8 protein-coding genes are annotated in these 20,186 nt (G+C 74.4%); all 8 read right to left on the minus strand.

Annotated elements, in window-relative coordinates; genetic code table 11:
• Position 1 precedes the first annotated feature (1 nt).
• Positions 2 to 4,075, minus strand: a complete 4,074-nt coding sequence (locus KM933_RS05075; protein WP_221348561.1) for a non-ribosomal peptide synthetase — start codon at positions 4,073 to 4,075, stop codon at positions 2 to 4.
• Positions 4,072 to 11,262: a non-ribosomal peptide synthetase gene (locus tag KM933_RS05080; protein WP_221348562.1), complete on the minus strand. Its 7,191-nt coding sequence runs from the start codon at positions 11,260 to 11,262 to the stop codon at positions 4,072 to 4,074. The genes KM933_RS05075 and KM933_RS05080 overlap by 4 nt, the downstream gene beginning before the upstream one ends.
• Positions 11,259 to 14,687, minus strand: coding sequence for a non-ribosomal peptide synthetase (locus KM933_RS05085; RefSeq protein WP_221348563.1), 3,429 nt, complete (start codon positions 14,685 to 14,687; stop codon positions 11,259 to 11,261). The genes KM933_RS05080 and KM933_RS05085 overlap by 4 nt, the downstream gene beginning before the upstream one ends.
• Positions 14,688 to 14,737: 50 nt before the next feature.
• The gene (locus KM933_RS05090) at positions 14,738 to 15,001 is read right to left on the minus strand and encodes an MbtH family protein (protein WP_221348564.1); all 264 of its coding nucleotides are present in this window, start codon (positions 14,999 to 15,001) and stop codon (positions 14,738 to 14,740) included.
• Positions 14,979 to 16,325: an MFS transporter gene (locus KM933_RS05095; protein WP_221348565.1), complete on the minus strand. Its 1,347-nt coding sequence runs from the start codon at positions 16,323 to 16,325 to the stop codon at positions 14,979 to 14,981. Before KM933_RS05095 ends, KM933_RS05090 begins: the two co-directional genes overlap by 23 nt.
• A 21-nt stretch (positions 16,326 to 16,346) precedes the next feature.
• Positions 16,347 to 17,309: a TauD/TfdA family dioxygenase gene (locus KM933_RS05100; RefSeq protein WP_430727281.1), complete on the minus strand. Its 963-nt coding sequence runs from the start codon at positions 17,307 to 17,309 to the stop codon at positions 16,347 to 16,349.
• A complete protein-coding gene (locus tag KM933_RS05105) occupies positions 17,306 to 19,291 on the minus strand; it encodes a RiPP maturation radical SAM C-methyltransferase (protein ID WP_260333044.1) in 1,986 nt (661 codons plus the stop codon). Before KM933_RS05105 ends, KM933_RS05100 begins: the two co-directional genes overlap by 4 nt.
• 500 nt (positions 19,292 to 19,791) lie before the next feature.
• The coding region (locus KM933_RS05110) for an aminotransferase class I/II-fold pyridoxal phosphate-dependent enzyme (protein WP_221348567.1) at positions 19,792 to 20,186 on the minus strand (395 nt) is incomplete at its 5' end.

Raw genomic sequence — 20,186 nt, forward strand, 5'->3', positions numbered from 1 at the left:
GCTACCGCGTCATCCCGTCGATCAGGCGGGCCAGTTCGGTGACGTACGGCGGCTCGAACAGGGTGAGGTGGTCTCCTTCCAGGACGTGGTGGGTCAGCCGGGCGGGGGCGCAGACGCGGGACCAGGAACGGAGCGCGGCGCGGCGGAAGTCCTCTTCCTGTTTGTCGGCCTGGACGAGGGTGACCGGGCCCGTGTACGGCGACGGGCGGTAGGCCCGGGCGGCCCGCAGGTGGGCCTGGTTGGTGCGTCGCCGGAGGTCGAGGCGGAGCGACTCGGCGGGGCTCACGTCCTGCTCCGCCGCCGCGGGATCAGGTTTCTCCCGGTCGTCGTCCTCGTCGGGCTCGTCGGGCTCGTCGGGCTCCGGGAGCTGTGCGGAGAGGTAGCTCTCGACCAGGAAGACCATCTCCGGTCGCTCACCCCGCAGTTCGAGCAGCCGGGCCATCTCGAAGGCCACCAGTCCGCCCATGGACCAGCCCAGCAGCCGATACGGGCCGGTCGGCGCCACCGCGCGTACGGCCGCCAGATAGCGGGCGGCCAGCTCCTCGACGCTCCGGTCCTCGTGGCCGGCGCCGTCCGCCGGTGTCTGGAGGGCGTACAGCGGGCCGCGCAGCTCGGGGCGGTCGGCGAGATGACGGAAGCCGGTGGCCTCGCCGCCCGCCGGGTGGACGCAGAACAGCGGGGTGCCCTCGCCCCGGGGCCGCAGGGCCACGAGGTCGTCCGGAAGGGCGCGCGGGACGGCGTCGCGCGCTGTGAGGAGGCGGGCCAGGCGCCTGGGTGTGGCCGTTCTTCCGGGCCGCTCCCGCCCCGCCCCATGACCCGGTGCCGCCTCCGGTTGCGAGAAGAGCACGGGGACCGGGAGCTCGGCGTCGAACTCCCCGTTGAGCCGTGCGATCAGTCGTACGGCCAGCAGGGAGTGGCCGCCGAGCGTGAAGAAGTCGTCGTCCGCGCCGACGGGGGCGACGCCGAGCAGTTCCTCGAAGACCCGGGCCACGGCGGCCTCCGCCGGGTCGGTCGGCGGTGTGCCGGGCGGGCCCGCCGACGGGACCGGGGACCCGGCGCCGCCGGTCCGGACGAGGGAGCGCACCGCGGCCTGGTCCACCTTGCCGTTCGACGTGAGGGGCAGCGCTCCGGCCGTGGCGTACGCGGTCGGCAGCAGCTCGGCCGGCAGCAGCTCGGCCAGATGGGCGCGCAGGGCCTGCGGCGTCGTGGCGTCGGCATCGTCGGCATCGTCGGCATCTTCGGCGACGACACAGGCGGCCAGGTGGTCGCCGCGCGCCTCGTCCGCGACCAGGACGACGGCGGCGTCCCGCACACCGGGGTGCCGCAGCAGCGCGGCCCGGATCTCCCCGGGCTCCACCCGTACCCCATTGACCTTGATCTGGTCGTCCACCCGCCCCAGGTACCGGATCAGGCCGTCCGGGCCGACGCAGGCGAGGTCGCCCGAGCGGTACAGGCGGCGGCCGGGTTCCGGTGAGAAGGGATGCGGTACGAACCGTTCGGCGGTGGCGGCCGGGTCGCCCAGGTACCCGCGGGCGAGGCTCGTGCCGCCTATGTGGATCTCACCCGGCACACCCACCGGCACGGGGGTGAGGTCCTCGTCCAGGACGAGGACCTCGGCGTGGTCCACGGGCCGGCCGATGGGGACGGGGCCGGGGCCGTCGTGCGCCCCCACCTCGTGCACGCACACGCCGACGGCGGTCTCGGTCGGCCCGTACTCGTTGAAGATCCGCGTGCCCGGGGCGTGTGCCGTCCAGGTGTCGACCGTGCTCCTGTCGAGGGCCTCGCCGCCGAGGACGAGGGCGCCGGTGGTGCCGGCGAGGTCCCGCGGCTCCACGAACCGGTCGACCACCTTCAGGTGCGACGGGGTCAGCTTGAGCAGGTCCAGGCCGGTCCGGCCGGCCAGGTCCGCGGAAAGGGCGAGGGCGTCCCGCCAGGCGGGGTCGAGGAGGACGGGACGACCGGTGACCAGGGGCAGGAACAGGCTCGTCACGGTGAGGTCGAAGCCGATCGAGGAGTGCGCCATCGCGCCGCCCCCGCCGTCTTCTCCGCCCTCTCCGCCTTCGCCGTCGTCGCGGACGGTGCTCGGGGCGACGTACGTCCGGGCGCTCCACAGCAGGTAGTCGCACACCGCCCGGTGGGGCAGCATCACCCCCTTCGGCGTGCCGGAGGAGCCGGAGGTGAACATGATGTACGCCAGGTGGTCCGGGTCCGCCTCGCCCGGTTGTCCGGGTCCGGGTCCGGGTCCGGGGCCGGCCCCCGCGTCCGTACCGGCGGGCGGCAGGTCGCGCAGGTCGCGCAGGTCGACGCACGCGACGCCCTCGGCCGCCAGCTCCACCGCCACCGCCTCGTCCGGGCGGTCGGTGAGCAGCGTGCGGCAGCCGGCCCGCTCCAGCAGTTCCCGGGTCCGCAGGGGCGGGAGCTGCGGATCGAGCGGCACATACGCCCCTCCGGCCTTGAGCACCGCCAGCAGGGCCACGACCAGCGCGGCCGAGGGGGCCGCCCGCACCGCCACCGGGGTCTCGACGCGGACGCCCCGGGCACGCAGCACGCCGCTCCACCGGTCCGCCAGTGTGTCCAGTTCCCGGAAGGTCAGCCGGTCGGTTCCGGCCACGACGGCGAGGGCGTCCGGGGTCCGGCGGGCCTGCCGCTCGACGAGGCCGTGCAGACACCGGTCGTCCGCCGGTTCCGGGAGGCGGGTCCGCGGCCGGGCGGCGCCGGCCGCCGGAGGCAGGCGTACCCCGCGCACGGGTTCGGCGGGCGCGGCCAGCAGCCCGGCGAGCAGGACGGCGTACTGGTCGGCGAGCACCCGGACGTACGCGTCGTCGAACTGCCGGCCGTCGTAGTGCCAGGTCGTGCGGCCCTCCGTCGCGCCCAGGGCGCAGGTCAGCCGCAGGGCGTGGGGCTCGGTCTCGACGTCGTCCCAGGCCACGGCGAAGGTGACGCCGCCGGCGCGCCGCGGTGCCGGGACGTCCGCGCAGCCGAAGCCGAAGCCGAAGCCGATGTCGAAGCCGATGTCGCGTCCTGTCTGCTCCGCGGCGCCGGCGTACGGGGCGTACGGGGCGTACGGGGCGTCCTGCCGGGCCTCCTCCGCGTCGGACAGGGCGCGTTCCGCGCGGGCGGCGAGGGCGTCGAGGACCAGACCGGGGTCGATCCGCGCGCTGATCCGCGCCCACTGGGCGAAGGGGCCGAGGGCGGTGGCCGTCTCCTCGAAGTCCCGGCCGTCCAGCAGCGCGTCGACGGTGAGGTCGTGCTGTCCGCCGACCCTGGCCAGCAGCGTCTGCCAGCAGGCGAGCAGCACGGCCCCCGGCCGTACGCGCCGCCGCCGCGCGTAGGAGTGGACGGCCGACGTGACGGCGTCCGGCAGGGGCGCGGTGACGGTACGGCGCTCCGGCCGGCCGGGGCCGGGAGTCCGGCGCAGCGGCACGGACAGCCGCGGGGCGGGGTCGTCCGGCGCCGGGTGCGGTGGTTCCTCGCCGAACTCCTGGTGCTGCCACTCGGTGAACTGGCTGTACTGCAGCACCTCGTCGGTGGGCGGTGTGCCCGCGTACCGCGCGGCCAGCTCGTCGACGAGCAGCCGCAGCGTGCGGCCGTCCGCGGCCAGGGCGGTGACGGTGAGCAGCAGCGCGTGGCGGCGGGGGCCGAGGGCGAAGAGGGCGGCCCGCAGTACCGGGTCGTCCGGTCCGCCGTGCGGCAGTTTCCGCCGGGCGCGGACCTCCTCGTCGATCCTGTGGCGGCGCGCCGTCTCCGCCAGGTGGCCCAGTTCCTCGTGGGACCAGTGCGGGCCCGCACGGTCCGCGTCGTGGACGACGAGCAGCGCGGTGCGGGCGCCCGGCACCCGCCGGTGGACCGAGCGGAGGATCTCGTGCCGGGCGACCGTGTCGTGCAGCGCGGCCGTGAGCCGGTCCGTGTCCAGTTCGCCGTCGAGGGTGACGAGCACCTGCGCCCAGGACGGCACGCCGCGTTCGGCGAGTTCCCACAGCCGCCGCTGCCGGAACGACAGCCGGAACCCCTCCACCTGCCGCACCCCTTCCGCCTGCCGCTCCCGCTCCGTCTCCGTACCCGTCTCCGCCGTCACCGGTAGCTCACCATGTCGCCCATGGCGACGAGGAGTTCGCGCTCGCCGCGGAAGGGGTTGCGGGCGTGGGCGGTGAGGATGTTGTCCAGCAGCATCACGTCACCGCGCTCCCAGGGGAAGGCGACCTCCAGCTCCCGGTAGACCCGCAGGATCTCGTGCATCGTCGCGTCGGGTATCTCGGTGCCGTCGCCGAACCGGCAGCTGCGCGGGAGGTCGGCCGGGGCCATGGTGGACAGCAGCGACTCCCGTACCTCCGCGGAGAGGCAGGCGGTGTGCCAGTGCTGGGCCTGGTTGAACCAGGACCACTCGCCGGTGCGCGGGTGGCGCAGCACGGCGGGCCGTACGGCCGTGGTGCGCAACCGGTCGCCGTGCCACTCGTGGCGCAGTCCCTGCCGGGCGCAGCGGGCCTCGACCGCGGCCCGGTCCCCGGTCCGGAAGACGTCCCGCCAGTCGAGGCCGAGCCCGGTGCCGTAGTTGCGGACGTACCTGACCCCCTTGGCGGTGAACTCCTCGCGCACCGCCGGGTCCAGCTTCCGGTACACGGCGCGGCTGTCGGCCAGGGGCGTCTCGCCGCCGGAGTCGGCCGGGCGGACGCAGCAGAACCAGATGCGGGCCGGGCCCTCGTCGTTGAAGGAGTTCTCGTTGTGCCAGAGCAGCTTCTCCTCCGGCGGGAAGAACACCGGCGTGTAGACGTTGCCGCCGAGGGCGGCGCGCGGGTGCTCGCCGTTCTCGCCGAAGAGGTCGTCGACGAACACGGAGGCGAAGCGTTCCAGGGCGTCCGGGTCGGTGACGGCGAAGCCCCGGAACAGCAGGGCGCCGTGCCGTTCCAGCTCGGTGTCGAGCCGGGTGCGGTGCGAGCGGGCCCAGGCCGTCAGGTCGACGTCGGGGCGGGCCGGGCGCAGCACGAGCGGCAGATCGGCGCCGTTCCGCAACGGCTCCCGTACGACCATGTCGTCCGCGGCCACGGCCACCTTCGTGGGCTTGATCCCGCGCAGGGACCCGGGGCCGCGGCGCCCGGTCCGGCCGGGCGCGGGACGGGCCGTGGGGGCCGTCGCGGGCAGGGGCGCGTCGGCGATCGAGGCGTCCGGCCGGGCGGCCATGTCCGCGACCAGCGCGGCGTACTGCTCGCGCAGTTCCTCCATGGTCGACGCGTCGAAGAGGTCGGGGTCGTAGTTGAGGAACCCGGCGATCCCGTCGTCGTCCTCCTCCAGGACGAGGGTGATGTCGAAGCGGCTGGTGTCGATGAGGTCCACCGTGAACGGGCTCAGCCGCAGGCCGTCCATGGTGTCGGCGGCCCGCCGGTTGCTGTTGAGCACCAGCTTGATCTGGAAGAGCGGGCTCTGGTTGCGGGTGCGGGGCGGGCTGAGGGCCTTGACGATCTCCTCGAACGGCAGGTCCTGGTGCGCGTAGGCGTCCAGTGCCACGTCCTTGGTGCGGCCCAGCAGGTCGCGCCAGGTCGGGGCGCCGGTGAGGTCGGCGCGCAGCACGATCTGGTTGACGAAGAAGCCGATCAGCGGTTCGGTCCTGCTGTCGGAACGGCCGGCGACGTCCGAGCCCACCACGAGATCGGTCTCCCCGGTCCGCCGGTTCACCACCGCGTACAGGGCGACGAGCAGCGCCATGAACAGGGTGCCGTCCTCCTCCCGGCACAGCGCGCGCACCCCGTCCGCGACCGGTGCGGGGATCCGGAAGCGCAGGCTCTCGCCCCGGTTCTCGGGGTGCGCCGGGCGCGGCCGGTCCAGGGGCAGCCCCGGCAGGTCGAGGATGCCCCTCAGGCGTGCCGTCCAGTGCTCCACCAGCCGGTCGAAGTGGCCGGCCCCGGCGAGCCGGCGCTGCCAGATCGCGTAGTCCGCGTACTGCACGGGCAGTTCGGGCAGGCGGGGCGCCCGGTGCGCGCGGCCCGCCGTGTACAGCTCGGCCAGTTCGTCCAGCAGGACGGCGGCCGACCAGCCGTCCACCGTCACATGGTGGGCCGTCAGCAGCAGTACGTGGTCCGTCGCGTCCAGCCGGAGCAGCCCGGCCCGCAGGACGGGCCCGGTGGCCAGGTCGAAGGGTTCGGCGTACTGCTCCCTGGCCAGTTGCCGTGCCCGCTGTTCCCGCAGTTCGGGCGGGTCGGAGGCCAGGTCGGTGAGCGGGAGCTCGGGCGGCCCGGCGGGCAGGACGGTCTGGAACGGCTGCCCGTCACGGGCGGTGAGCACGGTCCTGAGCACCTCGTGCCGCCGTACGATCTCCGCCAGCGACCGGCGCAGCAGGCCGACGTCGAGTTCGCCCGTCAGCCGGACGAAGAGCGGGAAGTTGTACCGGGCCGTGCCCGGCTCCATCTGGTGGAGGAACCACAGGCGTTCCTGGGCGAAGGAGGCCGGTACGGTGCCGTCCCGTTCGGCGGGGACGAGCGCGGGCAGCACGGGTCGGTTCTTCTCGGCGACCAGGCCGTCGACGAGGGCGGCCAGCGCGCCGAGCGTCGAGGCGTCGAACGGCCCGCGGATCGGGACCTCCACCTCGAACTCCTCCCGCAGCCGGAACACGAGCCGGAAGGTGAGCAGGGAATGCCCGCCGAGGTCGAAGAAGTCGTCCTCGGCACGGATGCCGTCGCGGCCGAGCAGTTCGCTCCAGATGGCGGCCGTCCGCCGTTGCGTGGGGGTGAGTTCGGCCTCCGGCCGCGTCCCGGGGTCCCCGGGACCGGCCTCGTCCTCGGTGGCCGGCAGCAGGTCCGTGAGCGCGGCGCGGTCGACCTTGCCGTTGGCGTTGAGCGGGATCCGGCGCAGCACGACGTAGCGGGCGGGGAGCAGGGGACCGGGCAGGCGTTCGGCGAGCCGGGACCCGATCCCGGGCAGTGCGGCGAGGGCCGCGGGGCGCCACAGCGGCGCGGTGGCGAGCCGATGCGGCCATCCGGCGGCGACGACCGGCGGCAGCGCCGGCGGCGGCGTTCCCCGGCGGTGCAGCAGCAGGTCGTAGGAGCCGTCGGGCCGTCCCTCGGCCCAGCTCGGTTCGGCCTCGTACCCGTGGCGTCCGGCCAGCCGGCACAGCTCCTCCGGGACGGCGCCCGGCCGTACGGCGTCCGGTGCCGTGCCGGAGAGCCGGGCCAGCAGCCGCAGGTCCTGCGCCAGCCGGGCGTCGGGGATGCCGCGCAGCACGAGCCGGTCGGGGCGTCCGGTGCGGAGCAGCGCGTCCAGACCGTCGGCGTCGAGGCCGTCGGCGTCCAGGCCGTCGGTTTTCAGCCCCTCCGCCCGCCAGTCCCGCTCCGGCGGTGACGCCGCTCCGGGACCGTCGTCCGCCGTGCGCTCGCCGGTGACGGTGAGGACGACGTCGTAGCGGTACCGGGTCAGTTCGCTGTCGGCCGTTCCCCGCTTCGGCAGGACCCTCGCCGAGCCGATCCGCGGCCACCGTGCGGTCAGTCCGCCGAAGAACCGGGGGTCGAGGCAGAGCTCGTTCTCGGTCTCCACGCGCCAGGCGGTCTCGGCGCGCAGGACGGCGTCGGGCGTGCCCGGCTTCGCCCGGTGGGCGGCGACCGAGGCGTGGAAGGTCTCCAGGAGCGCGAGGTTGCGCAGGTCGCCCAGGAATATCCGGCCGCCGGCGGGCATCGCGTCGACTACCTGCTCCAGGACCGCCAGCAGGTAGTCCACGGACGGGAAGTACTGGACCACGGAGTTCAGGATCACGGTGTCGTACGTCTCGCCCGGGCGGATCGCGAGGTGGGCGGGACCGGCCCGCAGCCCGGTCCGCCCGGGGACGAGGGTGGTGCCGATCTCGCGCCGCAGCCGTTCGACGACCTGCTCGGACAGGTCCACGCCCTGGTAGAACTCGCAGTCGGGGGCGATCCGGGCGAGGATCAGGCCGGTGCCGCAGCCGATCTCCAGGGCCCGGCCCGGCCGCAGCGCGCGTATGCGGTCGACCGTGGCGTCGAGCCACTCGCGCATCGCGTCGGCCCCGATCGGCTCGCCGGTGTAGCTGCTGGTCCAGCCGGCCAGGTCGAACGAGGGGTCGGCGGGGCGCTCCGCGCGGCCGTAGGTGTCCTCGTACAGCGTCCGCCAGCGGTCCACCCAGTCCGTCTCGGCCGCCGCGTCCGACGCCGGGTCCGACGCCGCGTCCGACGCCCCGCCGGGACCGGGGCCGGGGTCGGGACCGGGGCCGGGATCGAGGGCGGGGCTGACGAAGGCGGCCAGCTGCCGGGACCCGGGGTCGGTGCCGTACGCGATCACGGCGGCCTCCCGGACCGCCGGGTCCCGGGCCAGCGCGGCGGCCACCTCCTGCGGCTCGACCCGGTGACCGCGGATCTTCACCTGGTCGTCGAGGCGGCCCAGGTACTCCAGGTCCCCGGAGGCCGTCCGGCGCACCCGGTCACCGGTCCGGTACAGACGCCCGCCCGGCTCGCCGCCGAAGGGGTCGGGGACGAAGCGCTCCGCCGTCAGGCCGGGGCGGTTCCAGTAGCCGTGGCAGACGCCCGCCCCGCCGACGTGCAGCTCCCCGGGCGCGCCCGGGGGCACCGGGTTCATCGCCTCGTCGAGCACGTACAGCCGCACGTGGTGCAGGGGCCCGCCGATCGGCACCCGGCCGAAGCCGCCGGCCGGGTGCGCGCTGTCGTACGCGGCGCAGGCCACGGCGGTCTCCGTCGGACCGTACTCGTTGACGATCCGGGGCGCTCCGGCCCCCGTGCGCCAGACCGTGAGCTGCTCCTCGCGCAGTTCCTCGCCGCCGACGACCAGGGCGCGGGTCCACGCCCCGGCACGCGCGGGGGCCGTGGAGTCCTCCAGCATCCTCAGGTGCGAGGGTGTGAGCTTGACGAAGGCGAGGCCGGTGTCCGCCTCGGCCGAGGCGCGCAGGGCCTCGCCGGGCGTGCCCGGGTCGTCGTCGGCGAGCAGCAGGCGCCGGCCGGCCAGCAGCGGGGCGAAGAGGCTCGTCACGGTCAGGTCGAAGGAGAGCGAGGAGTGCACGGGGACGGCGCCGTCCGTCCCGGGCGGCAGGTACGTCTCCACCGCCCACAGCAGGTAGTTGGCGACCTGGCGGTGGGAGAGCATGGCGCCCTTGGGCCCGCCGGTCGAGCCGGAGGTGTACATCAGGTACATCAGGTCGTCGGGCCCGCCGGCGCCCTCCGGCGGGGCCCCGGTCGCCTCCTCGGCCACCCGGTCCGGGTCCACCACGACGACCGGGACGGCCGGGGCGTCCGGGGCGACGGGGGTGTCCGGGGCGTTCGGGGTTGTGGGGGCGTTCGGGGTGTCCGGGACGGCGGGGTTCTCCGGCCGTGCGTCGGTGACCAGCAGCATCGCCCCGCTGTCGTGCAGCACGTGAGCGCGCCGGGCCCGCGGATGGGCCGGGTCGAGCGCCACGTACGCGGCGCCGCTCTTCAGCACGGCGAGCAGCGCGACCAGCGCCTCGGGCGTACGGGGCAGCAGCACCGCGACCACGCGGCCGGGACCGGCGCCGAGACCGCGCAGCCGGTGGGCGAGGCCGTTGGCGCGGCGGTCGAGGTCCCGGTAGGTCAGGTCGGCGCGGCCCTGCGCCGACACGGCCACCGCGTCGGGGGCGGTGCGTGCCCGCTCGGCGAAGAGCCGCTCCACGCGCACGTCCTCGGGGCGCTCCGGGGCGGCGCCGTGCCCCTCGCGCAGGACCCGCTCCCTGTCCTCGGCGGTCAGCAGCGGCAGTTCACCGATCCGTGCGCCGGGGGCGGCGGCCACGGCGTCGAGCAGGACACCCAGCGAGCGGGCGAGCCGCTCACCGGTCGCCGTGTCGAACAGGTCCGCGGCGTGGATGAGCCGGGCCTCCAGTCCGGCGCCGGTCTCCCAGACGTTCAGGTCGAGGTCGAAGCGGGCGGCGTCGTGGTCCAGGTGGTCCAGCGGGAGGAGGTCGATCCCGCCCGGCAGGGTGCGGACCGGACGTGACGGCGTGTTGTGCAGGGTGAGGTTGACCTGGTAGATCGGGTTCCGGCCGGGGCTGCGCTCCGGATGCAGCCGCCGGGCGACCAGGTCGAGGGGCACGTCCTGGTTCTCGTACGCCTCCAGGCACGTCGTGCGGACCTCGGCGAGGAAGTCCTCGAAGGACGCCCCCGGCACCACCCGCGAGCGCAACGGGACCGAGTTGGCGAAGAAGCCGACCAGCCCGTGGAAACCGCGGTAGCGCCGGTTGGCGACGGGGGTGCCGACCACCACGTCGTCGTGGCCGCCGTACCGGGCGAGCACGATCTGGAACGCCGCGAGCAGCACCATGAACAGGGTGCTGCCGGTGCGCGCGGAGATCCTCCGCAACTCGTCGGTCACGGGCGCGGGAACGGTGAACACCGTGGACCCGGCGCGCCCCCCGGGGCGCTCGGGACGGGGACGGTCGGCGGGCAGCGGCATCGGGTCCGGGGCGCCGGCCAGCCGGCGTTCCCAGTAGTCCAGCTGGTCGGCGGCCTCGGCGCCCTCGGCCCACTCGTGCTGCCAGCGGGCGTACTCGGCGTACTGCACCGGCTGGACGGGCGGTTCGGGCGCCCGCCCCTCCAGACGCGCCCCGTACGCGGCGCCCAGGTCGCGCAGGAGGACGTCCAGCGACCAGCCGTCGACGACCGCGTGGTGGAAGGTGAGCACCAGGACCGCGTCGTCGGCGGCGAGGCGCAGCAGCCGGAACCGCAGCAGCGGTCCCCGGGCCAGGTCGAACCGCTCCCCGGCGTCCGCCCGCGCGAGCCGCTCGGCCTCCGCCCGCCGGTCGTCCCCGGGCAGCGCGGACAGGTCGACGACGGGCAGCGCCCGGTGCCGGTACGGCAGGACCCGCTGCACGGTACGGCCGTCCCGGACCGGCAGGACGGTGCGCAGGACGGCGTGGTGGCGCAGCAGGTCGTTGAGGGCGGCTTCGAGGGCGGTGTCGTCCAGCGGTCCGGTGAGACGGTGCACGACGGGGCTGTGGTAGGCCGGGCTGTCCGGATCCAGCCCGGACAGGAACGCCATCCGGCGCTGGGTGAAGGACGCGGGGGCCTCCCCGTCGCCGTCCAGGGCGGGCAGCCCGGTCGGGAGGCCCTTCTCCCACAGCCGCTGCCGCAGCAGGGCCCGCTGCCCGGCGGGGAGGCGTTCGATTTTGTCCCGCAGGTCCGCGTCGATCGCGCCGTTCGCATCGTTCGCGCCGTTCGCATCGATGGCGCCGTTCGCATCGGTGGTGTCGGTCGTGCCAGTGCCGTCGGGCGTACCGGTCGTGTCGGCCGTCCTCGTGGTGCGCGTCATGCGGCTCCCCCTGCTCGTCCCTCGGCGCGCCGGGACGTGGCGAGCCGCTCCAGTTCGGCCACCAGGCCGTCGAGTCGTTCCGAGTCCTCGTCGTCCTGGCTGTCCTGGCCGCCCTGGGCGTCCTCGTCCGCTCGCGCGGCCGCCGGTGCCGGTGCGGCGCCCGCCCCGTCGGCGGCCCGCTCGACCTCGACGGCCAGACCGGCCAGGGTCGGCACGTCGAACAGGGTGCGCAGCGGCAGCGCCACCCCGAGCAGTTCGCGGATCGAAGCGCGCACCACCGAGGCCAGCAGCGAGTGACCGCCGATGAGGAAGAAGCTGTCGTGCACCCCGAAGGACCGCACGCGCAGGGCGTCCGCCCAGATCTCCCACAGGGCGCGCTCCGTCGCCGTCCTCGGCGCCACCGTGCCGGCGTCCGGCGGTCCGGCCGCGCCCGCGTCGATGCCGGGCAGCGCCCGGGTGTCGGTCTTCCCGCTGGGTGTCGTGGGCAGCTCGCCGAGCAGGACGACATGGCCGGGCACCATGTGCGACGGCAGCCGGTCCCGCAGCCCGCCCAGCAGCTCCGGCGGGGACGGCCGGTGCCCCGGCCCGGGGACGACGTAGGCGACGAGCCGCCGGTCCCCGGCGACGTCGACCGCCCGCACGACGCACTCGCGCACGTCGTCGCGGGCCAGCAGCGCCGCCTCGACCTCTCCCGGTTCTATGCGGTAGCCACGGATCTTCACCTGCTGGTCGGCCCGGCCGAGGAAGTCCAGCGCCCCGTCCGGGAGCCTTCGCACCAGGTCGCCGGTGCGGTACATCAGCGCCCCCGGCTCGGGGGCGAACGGATCCGGCAGGAAGCGCTCCGCGGTGCGGCCCGGTCGGCCCAGATAGCCCCGGGCGACCCCCGGCCCGCCGACGTACAACTCGCCGGTCACCCCGACCGGCACGGGTCCCAGCTCCTGGTCCAGCACGTGCAGGGTGGTGTTGGTGAGAGCGGAGCCGATGGGCACGCCCGACGCGTCCTCGGGCAGCCGGTCCACCAGGTGGGTCGTGGAGAACGTCGCGTTCTCGCTCGGGCCGTACCCGTTGTGCAGGTGCCCGGGCGGCGCGCCGCCGTGCAGCACCGCGCGCGTGCGGCGGGGGTCCATCACCTCCCCGACGACGAAGAGGTGGCGCAGTCCGCCGAAGGCCGCCGGGTCGATGTCGGTCACCCGGTTGAAGAGGGTGCCGGTCAGGGCGACGATCGTCGGCCGCAGCTCACGCAGCGCGGCCAGCACCTCGTCGGGCCCGAGGGGTTCGTCGCCGGGCAGCACGTCCACCCGGGCGCCGTTGCACAGCGCCCCCCACACCTCGAAGGCGGTGATGTCGAAGGCCGGGTCGCCGAGGTGCAGCAGGACGTCGCCGGGGCCGATGGACACGTAGTCGGTCGCGGTGATCAGCCGTACGACGGCCCGATGGGGTATCCCGACGGCCTTGGGCCGCCCGGTAGACCCGGAGGTGTGCACCACGGCGGCCAGCCCGACGGGGTGGGAGCGGGACCGCGGAAGCGGATCGGCGGGGCGGTGCCCGGCGTGCTCCGGGCCGGCCGTACCGTCGCCGTCGCGTTTCGCACCGTCGTGTTCCGCGTCGGCGAGCCGCAGTACGGGTACGCCCAGGCCGTGCAGCCAGCCGGGGGGTTCGGCGCGGCCGAGGACGGCGGTGATCCCGGCGTCGTCGGTCATGGACCGCAGCCGTTCCTCGGGGTGGCCGGGATCGAGGACGAGGGGGGCGCCACCGGCCAGGAGCACCCCGAGCATGGCCGTGACCAGGTCGGCGGAGCGTCGCATGTGCAGGGCGACGACGGAGTCCGGGGCGACGCCGGCCGCGATCAGGGTCCGTGCGACCCGCTCGGCCCGCTCCCGCAGCCGCGCGTACGTCCAGGTTCCGGTGCGGTCGGTGAGGGCGGGGGCCCGCGGGGTGCGGTCCGCCCACGCGAGGAACAGGCCGTCCACGGTGGCCGGTTCGGGCAGGGGACGGGCGGTGGCGTTCCACGCGTCTATCCGGGCCCGGTCCCCGGGCGACAGCACCGGAACCTCCCCGATCCGCCGGTCGGGGGTCTCGGCGAGGGCGGTGAGCAGGGCGCGGAAGGCGGTCACCATGCGGTCGGCCGACTCCGGCAGCCACAGGTCGGACGCGAGACGCAGCTCGGCCCGGAGACCGCCCCGCCCGTCGTCGGTGTCGGTACGGTCGGCGTCGGCGTCGGCGTCGGCATCGGTCACCGTGCACTGCAGGTCGTAGGGGACGGTCGTGTCGTCCACGGGGAGTGCGGACGTGGTGAGCCCCGCCACGGTGAAGCCCGTACGCCGCGTGTCCGGCACGGTGAGGACCGCTTGACAGAGCGGATGGCGGCTCAGGTCCCACTCCTGGCCCGAGAGCCGGACGAGCCGTCCGAAGGGGACGCCGGAGTGCCGCTCCGTTTCCTCCCGGGCGCGTGCGACGCGACGGACCGTCTCCCGCAAGGAGGGACGGCCCGTCAGATCGACCCGCAGCGGGAGCAGATCCCCGTACGGCCCGAACGCCGTCCGCGCGGACCCCGGCGCACGGCGGTCCACGGGGACGCCGAACACCACGTCGGGCCGGCCCGTCCAGCGCGCCAGCAGCACGGCGAAGGCGGCCGCCCCTACCGTCCGCACCGGTACGCCCTCCTCGCGGGCGAGCCGCCGCAGGGCCTCGGCGTGCCGGGCTCGGAGGAACAGTTCGCGGCCCGTCGCCCGGTGGGTCGGCTTCCGTGGCCGGGTCCGGTCCAGCGGCAGGTCGAGCGGCGGGAGATCCGCCAACCGCCGCTCCCAGTACGACAGCTCCTCGTCCGAGGGCTCCGGCTCCGGGGCCGCCCGGTCCGCGTCCGGGGGCGGGAGCGGCGCCGGACCCCCGTCCGGCGCCGCGTAACGGCAGGCCAGTTCGTGCTCCAGCACCGTGAGCGAGACCCGGTCGGCGACGATGCGGTGCGCCGTGAGCAGCAGCACGTGCCGCTCCTCGCCGGTGCGTACCAGGGTGGCGCGCAGCGCGGGCCCGCGGTCGAGGGCGAAGGGCCGGGCGCTCTCCTCGGCGAGCACACCGCGCAACTCCGCCCCGGGCACGGATCCGTCCCCGAGATCCAGCCGGTCCAGCCGGTCCAGCCGTCGCAGCGGTACCTCGGCCGTCGCGCGGACCGTACGGCGCGGCCCGTCCCCGTGGTCGTCGAAGGTACTGCGGAGCAGCTCGTGGCGGCAGACGCAGTCCCGCAGGGCGGACGCCAGCCGGCCGGCGTCCAGCGGGCCCTCGACGAGGGTGGCGGCGGACACGTGGTGGACCGGGGCGGCGACGGCGATCTGCTCCAGGTACCAGAGTCTTTCCTGGCCGTGGGAGAGCGGCAGCCGGGGCGCCCCCGCCGAGCGGGCCGTGGGTCGTGTTTCCAGGTCGTCGTGCACGGTGGCCTTCCCTGGTTCGCGGTACGGCGGGCGCGGTGACGGACCGGGAGTCAGCCCGTCCGGTCGGCGCCCTCCGCCACCGGTCCGTCCTGGGCGTCCTGTCCGTCCGTCCGCAGGTGGCGGCGCAGGCTCAGCGGGCGCATGTCGGTCCACACGTCCTCGATGTGGGCGAGGCAGTCGGACTTCGGGCCGGTCCTGCCCGCGTCCGACCACCCGGCCGGGTTGTCCCGGTCGGCGGGCCAGACGGAGTACTGCTCCTCGTGGTTGACCACGACCTTGTACAGCCGGTCGTCATCGTCGGGTTCCGGCGTCATCCTCGTGGCTCTCCTCTCGTGGTGGCGCGGCCGGTGGTGGCACGGCCGGTGGCGGCGCGTCGGCGGGCCGTGTCGGCGGGCCCTGTACGGCGGTCTGCTCCGGGTGGCGCTGCCGGATGGGGGTGAAGGCGGCGGCCACGGCCACGGTGAGAAAGACGACGGCCACCACGGTCAGCGGTCCGCGGGTCCCCAGCCGGCCGACCAGGGCGGTGAGCAGGGCCGCGCCGAGGGGCGCGAGGCTGCCGTGGATCGTCCAGAACGCGGAGGTGACCCGGCCGAGCAGATGGTCCGGCGTGACCTGCTGCCGCAGGGACATCGAGCAGACGCCCGCCAGTGCCATGCCGAAGGAGTACAGGCAGATCGTCACGGCCGCCACGGACACCCGGTCGCCGACACCCAGCACCAGCACCGACACCGAGCACAGAACCATCGCGCCGAGCCAGCAGGGCCCGAACCCCCAGGAGCGGCGCAACCTGGCGGTCGCGGCGGCCGCCACGCAGGTGCCGAACCCGGCCAGCGCGAGGACGTAGCCCACCGTGCGTTCGTCCTGCCCCAGACCGTGCCGCAGGTGGTAGATGAACACGTCGGTCATGCCCAGGCTGAGGAAGGTGGTGACGGTCAGCAGCGCCGTGAGCGCCCGCAGCACCGGCGTGCGCCACAGGAACGCGGCGCCGACCCGGAAGCCGGAACGCAGGTCGTGCTCCCGGGCCGCCTCGCTCCCGGCCTCGCCGGCCGGCGGCCGCGCGGTGGGCCTGAGCCGGACGAACGCCAGGCCCACCAGGGAGATCCCGAAGCTGCCGGCGTTGATGGCGACGGCGGCCGTCGGCCCGAAGAACCCGGCCACCACACCGGCCAGGGCGGGGCCGGCGATGTACGCGATCGCGTTCGTCGCCTCCAGCCGGCCGTTCGCCGCGACGATCTGCTCCTTGTCGACGAGGTTCACCACGGCGGTGACGTATGTGATCTTGAACAGCATCTCGAAGACCGAGGCCAACGCCATGACCACGTACAGCAGCCAGATCTGCGGGCTCAGGGCCCAGCAGACCGGGACCGCGCCGTACAGCACCAGCCGGGCGGCGTCGCACAGCATCAGCAGGCGCCGCCGGTCGAAGCGGTCGGCCCAGGCGCCGCCGACCAGACCGGTGAGCAGCGAGGCGGCCCCGGCCACGGCCGTGAGCAACCCCATCTGCGCCGCGGAGCCGGTGGTGTGCAGCACCAGCAGCGGGAGCGCCACCAGCGAGAAGGCGTTGCCCACCTCGGACAGCGCCTGGACCGCCCAGAAGACGGAGAAGTCCCGGTTGGAACGGAGCGAACGCGCGGACATGCGGAGGTCTTCCGTTCTGGGCTAGCGGTCGGGGGTGTACGGCTCCGCCATGGCGACCGCGATCCGGCGGGGCCCCGTGAACGGCTCGCGGCCGTGCGAGACCAGCATGTTGTCGATCACCAGGACGTCGTCCGCGCGGTAGTCGAAGCGGGTGACCGCGGCTCGGTAGCAGGCCCGGAGATGGTCCGTGACGGCGTCCGGGATCGGTCCGCCGTCGCCGTAGTAGGTCTGGCTGGGGAGGTTCTCCTCGCCCAGCATCTCCAGCAGCCCGAACCGGACCGGCTCCGGCAGCGTGGTGACGTGGAAGACCGTCGCGTGGTTGAACCACACCGGCTCGCCGGTCACCGGATGCCGGTGCACGGCCTTCCGTACCGCCCGGGTGCGCAGCCCGCCGCCGGGCAGCCACCGTGCCTCGACGTCCCGCTCCCGGCAGTACCGCTCGACCTCCGCGTGGTCCTCGGTGGCGAACGCCTCCTGCCACGGCAGTCCGACCAGGTCGCCGTAGTTGCGCACGACCGCCCAGCCGCGCCGGTCGAACTCCCGGCGCACCTCGTCGTCGACGGCGGCCAGCACCCGCCGGGTGTCGGCCAGCGGGGTGGCGCCCCGGGTCAGCGGCGGGCGCACGCAGTGGAAGTACAGGGTCAGCGGCCAGCCGGCCTGGTACGAGTTCTCGTTGTGCAGGAAGATCTCTTCGGTGGGCGGGTAGTCGGTGGACGTGTAGACGTTCCCCTTGATCACGCTCCGGGGGGAGGACCGCTCGGTGTACGGCAGCGGTTCGCCGGAGAGCGCGCGGACGATGTCCGCGAAGCCGTCGGCGCCCCCGACGCCGAAGCCGCGCAGCAGCAGCGCACCGCGTTCGCGCAGCGCGGCCCGGAGTTCCTCCCGCCGGGCGCGCAGCGGTCCGGCGGCCGGCTCCCCGTGCCCCTCGACGACCAGCGGGAGCATCGGGCCGGTCCCGGTTGCCGAGCCCGTCCCGGCCGTCATCGCGGCGCCTGCGACAGCAGCGGCAGCAGCCGCCGGGCGCCGACCGCGGCGGGCTCCTGCCGGGCGGGTTCCTCGACCTCGCCGTCCGCACCGGTCAGCACCAGGCTCATGACCCGGCCGCCCTCCGCGAAGAGGAACCGCTGCCCGGTGAGCGTGTCCAGGCGCCGCCGCAGGTCGTCCGGCCCCTCCGCCCAGTCCCGGGCCAGCTGTTCGGGCCTGGCCGGCGAGGACAGCCGGCGCAGCAGCCGGCCGGTCGCCGCGTCGACCGGGTGCGTCCGCAGGGTCCCGGAGCGGGAGTCCCGGACCGTGAGCCGGCCGTCGTCGCCGGTGACCAGCCTCAGCTCGCGACGGACCGCCCCGTCCTCCTTGCCTTCCCCGCCTTCCCCGTCCTTTCCGTACCAGGCCGCGCGCCACCGGGCGACCAGCGCGCTCAGCTCGTCGTGCCACTCGACCGCGTCGAGCATGTACGGCGCCAGGTTCTGGTCGGCGAAGAAGTACGCGAGATCGGCCAGCGCCGACTCGTCGAAGGGGTACGTGAGGGAGTAGTAGTCCACGGGCTTCAGGTCGAGCCCGTACTCGTCGCTCCGCTTGAAGTAGGGACTGAAGCGGTCGAAGCGCACCATGTACACACCGTGCGGCGGCACCAGGTGGACGAAGTCGCGCAGTTCCGCGGCGTACTTGCGGTAGACCTCCGGGTCCTCGCCGGGGAAACCGATCAGCAGGTTCCACTCGGGCTTGATCCCGAACTCCTCGCAGTTCTTGAGGAACTGCAGGTTCTGGAACGCGGTCGTGCCCTTGCCCATCAGTTTGAGCGTCGAGGAGGACAGCGCCTCGATGCCGGGCTGGACGACGGTGACGCCCGCGTCCGTCATGGCGCGCAGGTCCTGACGGCTCAGCGGAAGCTTGACCTCGTAGAAGATCTCGGTCCCCGGCGGCGGGGCGAGCCGGGGAAAGACCTCGCGCGAGTAATTGCGCGGCATGACATTGTCCGTGCAGAAGAGTGAGGTGTAGTCGGGCGCGAAGCCGAAAAGCCACTCGAACTGCCGGACGGCCAGGTCCGGAGCCATGGACCGAAAAGCCATGCTTTCGCCGTTCAGTCCGCAGAAGGTGCAGTGCGAACGCTGCCCCCACCAGCAGCCGCGGGACGTCTCGAAGAACAGCATGGGTTTGCTGGTCCCCGTGTGCCGCAGTTCCGGATGGTTGTCCAGCGCATCGAAGAAACTGTCGTAGTCGGGCAGGAAGAAGTCGTCGATGTCGCGTTCCGCGCCGACGGCCCCGCGGAAGCGCGGGTCCCGGCAGTTCCGCTCGGAAAGGATTCCGGGAACGGTGTCGGCGCGCTCCGGTTCCCCGTCGAGGACACACCGCAGGAACTCACCGAAGGTGTTCAGGGCGGGCCCGGAGAACACGAAGTCGACGGCCGGCACATGCTCGGCGACCACCGAGCCCATGGGTGCCTCACAGTTCGCCCCGCCGAGCACGACGAGCGTCCGCGGGCTGCGCTCCTTGATCAGCCGCGCCAGGGCGATACTCGGCACATGCTGGGCGAACATCGAGCTGAACCCCACGACATCGGCCTCGTCGAGCCGATGGCGGCCGATCAGTTCCTCGCAGAAGTCCCGTAGCCCGTCCCGCGCCGACAGGATCTGCTCACGGAATTCGGCCCACCGGGCACCCCGGTAGTAGCGCTGGAAGTATTCGGTGGCGGTATCGGCCTCGCCGGGAAAGGCGATATGCCGGAACAGCCAGTCCCCGATTCCCGTGTCCACGTGATCGTGACTCACCGAGAGGGCTTCGTACAGACGTGTCCCGAAGAACTCGGCCATGTCCTGATTGAGATAGCACACGTGCGCTCGCGCCTGGTCGTCGAACTCCCGGTGAACGAGGGTCGACAACTGCCCCAAAGCGAATGACGGACGATTCCAGTCGGCAAATGGCATGTTCACCAGAGCGACACGCAGCAATTGACGCCTCCCCGTGATCATTCGGTTCGAGTCTAGTGCGCCACGGCTTGAGTCGGCAGGGATGATCAGGCCAACGGGGATTCCGCCGGGCGCGGGGCGGGACCCGGATGGAACCGGTTCTCCTCCCGCTGCCGCACAGGTGTGTTCGCCATGGTCCGACGTGTGTTCGTCGAGAATCCCGTGGGCGTGGCGGCCGGCCCTCGGACGGGACGACGCGGCCGGAACGGGAAACGATCCGGCCAAGTGCAGCAAGCGTTTGCGCCGCCGGACGGGAGGCCCGGCCGCCGGACGCACGCCTCGGCACCCCGTCCGTGGACGACGGTGCGGAAGCGGGTCCTCCGAAGCAGGGGCGGCGGGGCCCCGGTGGCCGGCCGCCGGGGCGGGGGGAGCCGGTACGGGCTGCCGGCCGTCGCTGCCGGGCGGGACGGACCGTGCTTCCACCGCGTGGCCGCGGACGACTCCTGTCTCCCGGTCCCCGGTGCCCCGGTGCCCCGGGGACCCAATGCCCCGGCTTCCCGGGGCTACGGACGGTGCGCGAACGCCTTGCGGAGGCGTTCCGCCGCTTCCTCCAGCACCGGCGTCCGCTTGCAGAACGCGAAGCGGACGAAGGGTGCCCCGGCCTCGCGGTGGTCGTAGAAGACCGCGGTCGGGACGGCCACGACGCCGCAGCGCTCCGGGAGTGAGAGGCAGAACTCCACGCCGTCGCTCTCGCCGAGTGGGCGGATGTCGGCGGTGACGAAGTACGTGCCCGCCGGGCGGAACACCCCGAAGCCCGCCTCCGCGAGCCCCGCGCTCAGCAGGTCCCGCTTGGCCGGCATGTCCGCGCGGAACGCCTCGAAGTACGTGTCCGGCAGCGCCGGCGCCTCGGCGACCGCGTACTGGAAGGGCCCCGACGCCACGTACGTGAGGTACTGCT

It is taken from the genome of Streptomyces beigongshangae (assembly GCF_019710745.1).
GTDB classification, from domain to species: domain Bacteria; phylum Actinomycetota; class Actinomycetes; order Streptomycetales; family Streptomycetaceae; genus Streptomyces; species Streptomyces beigongshangae.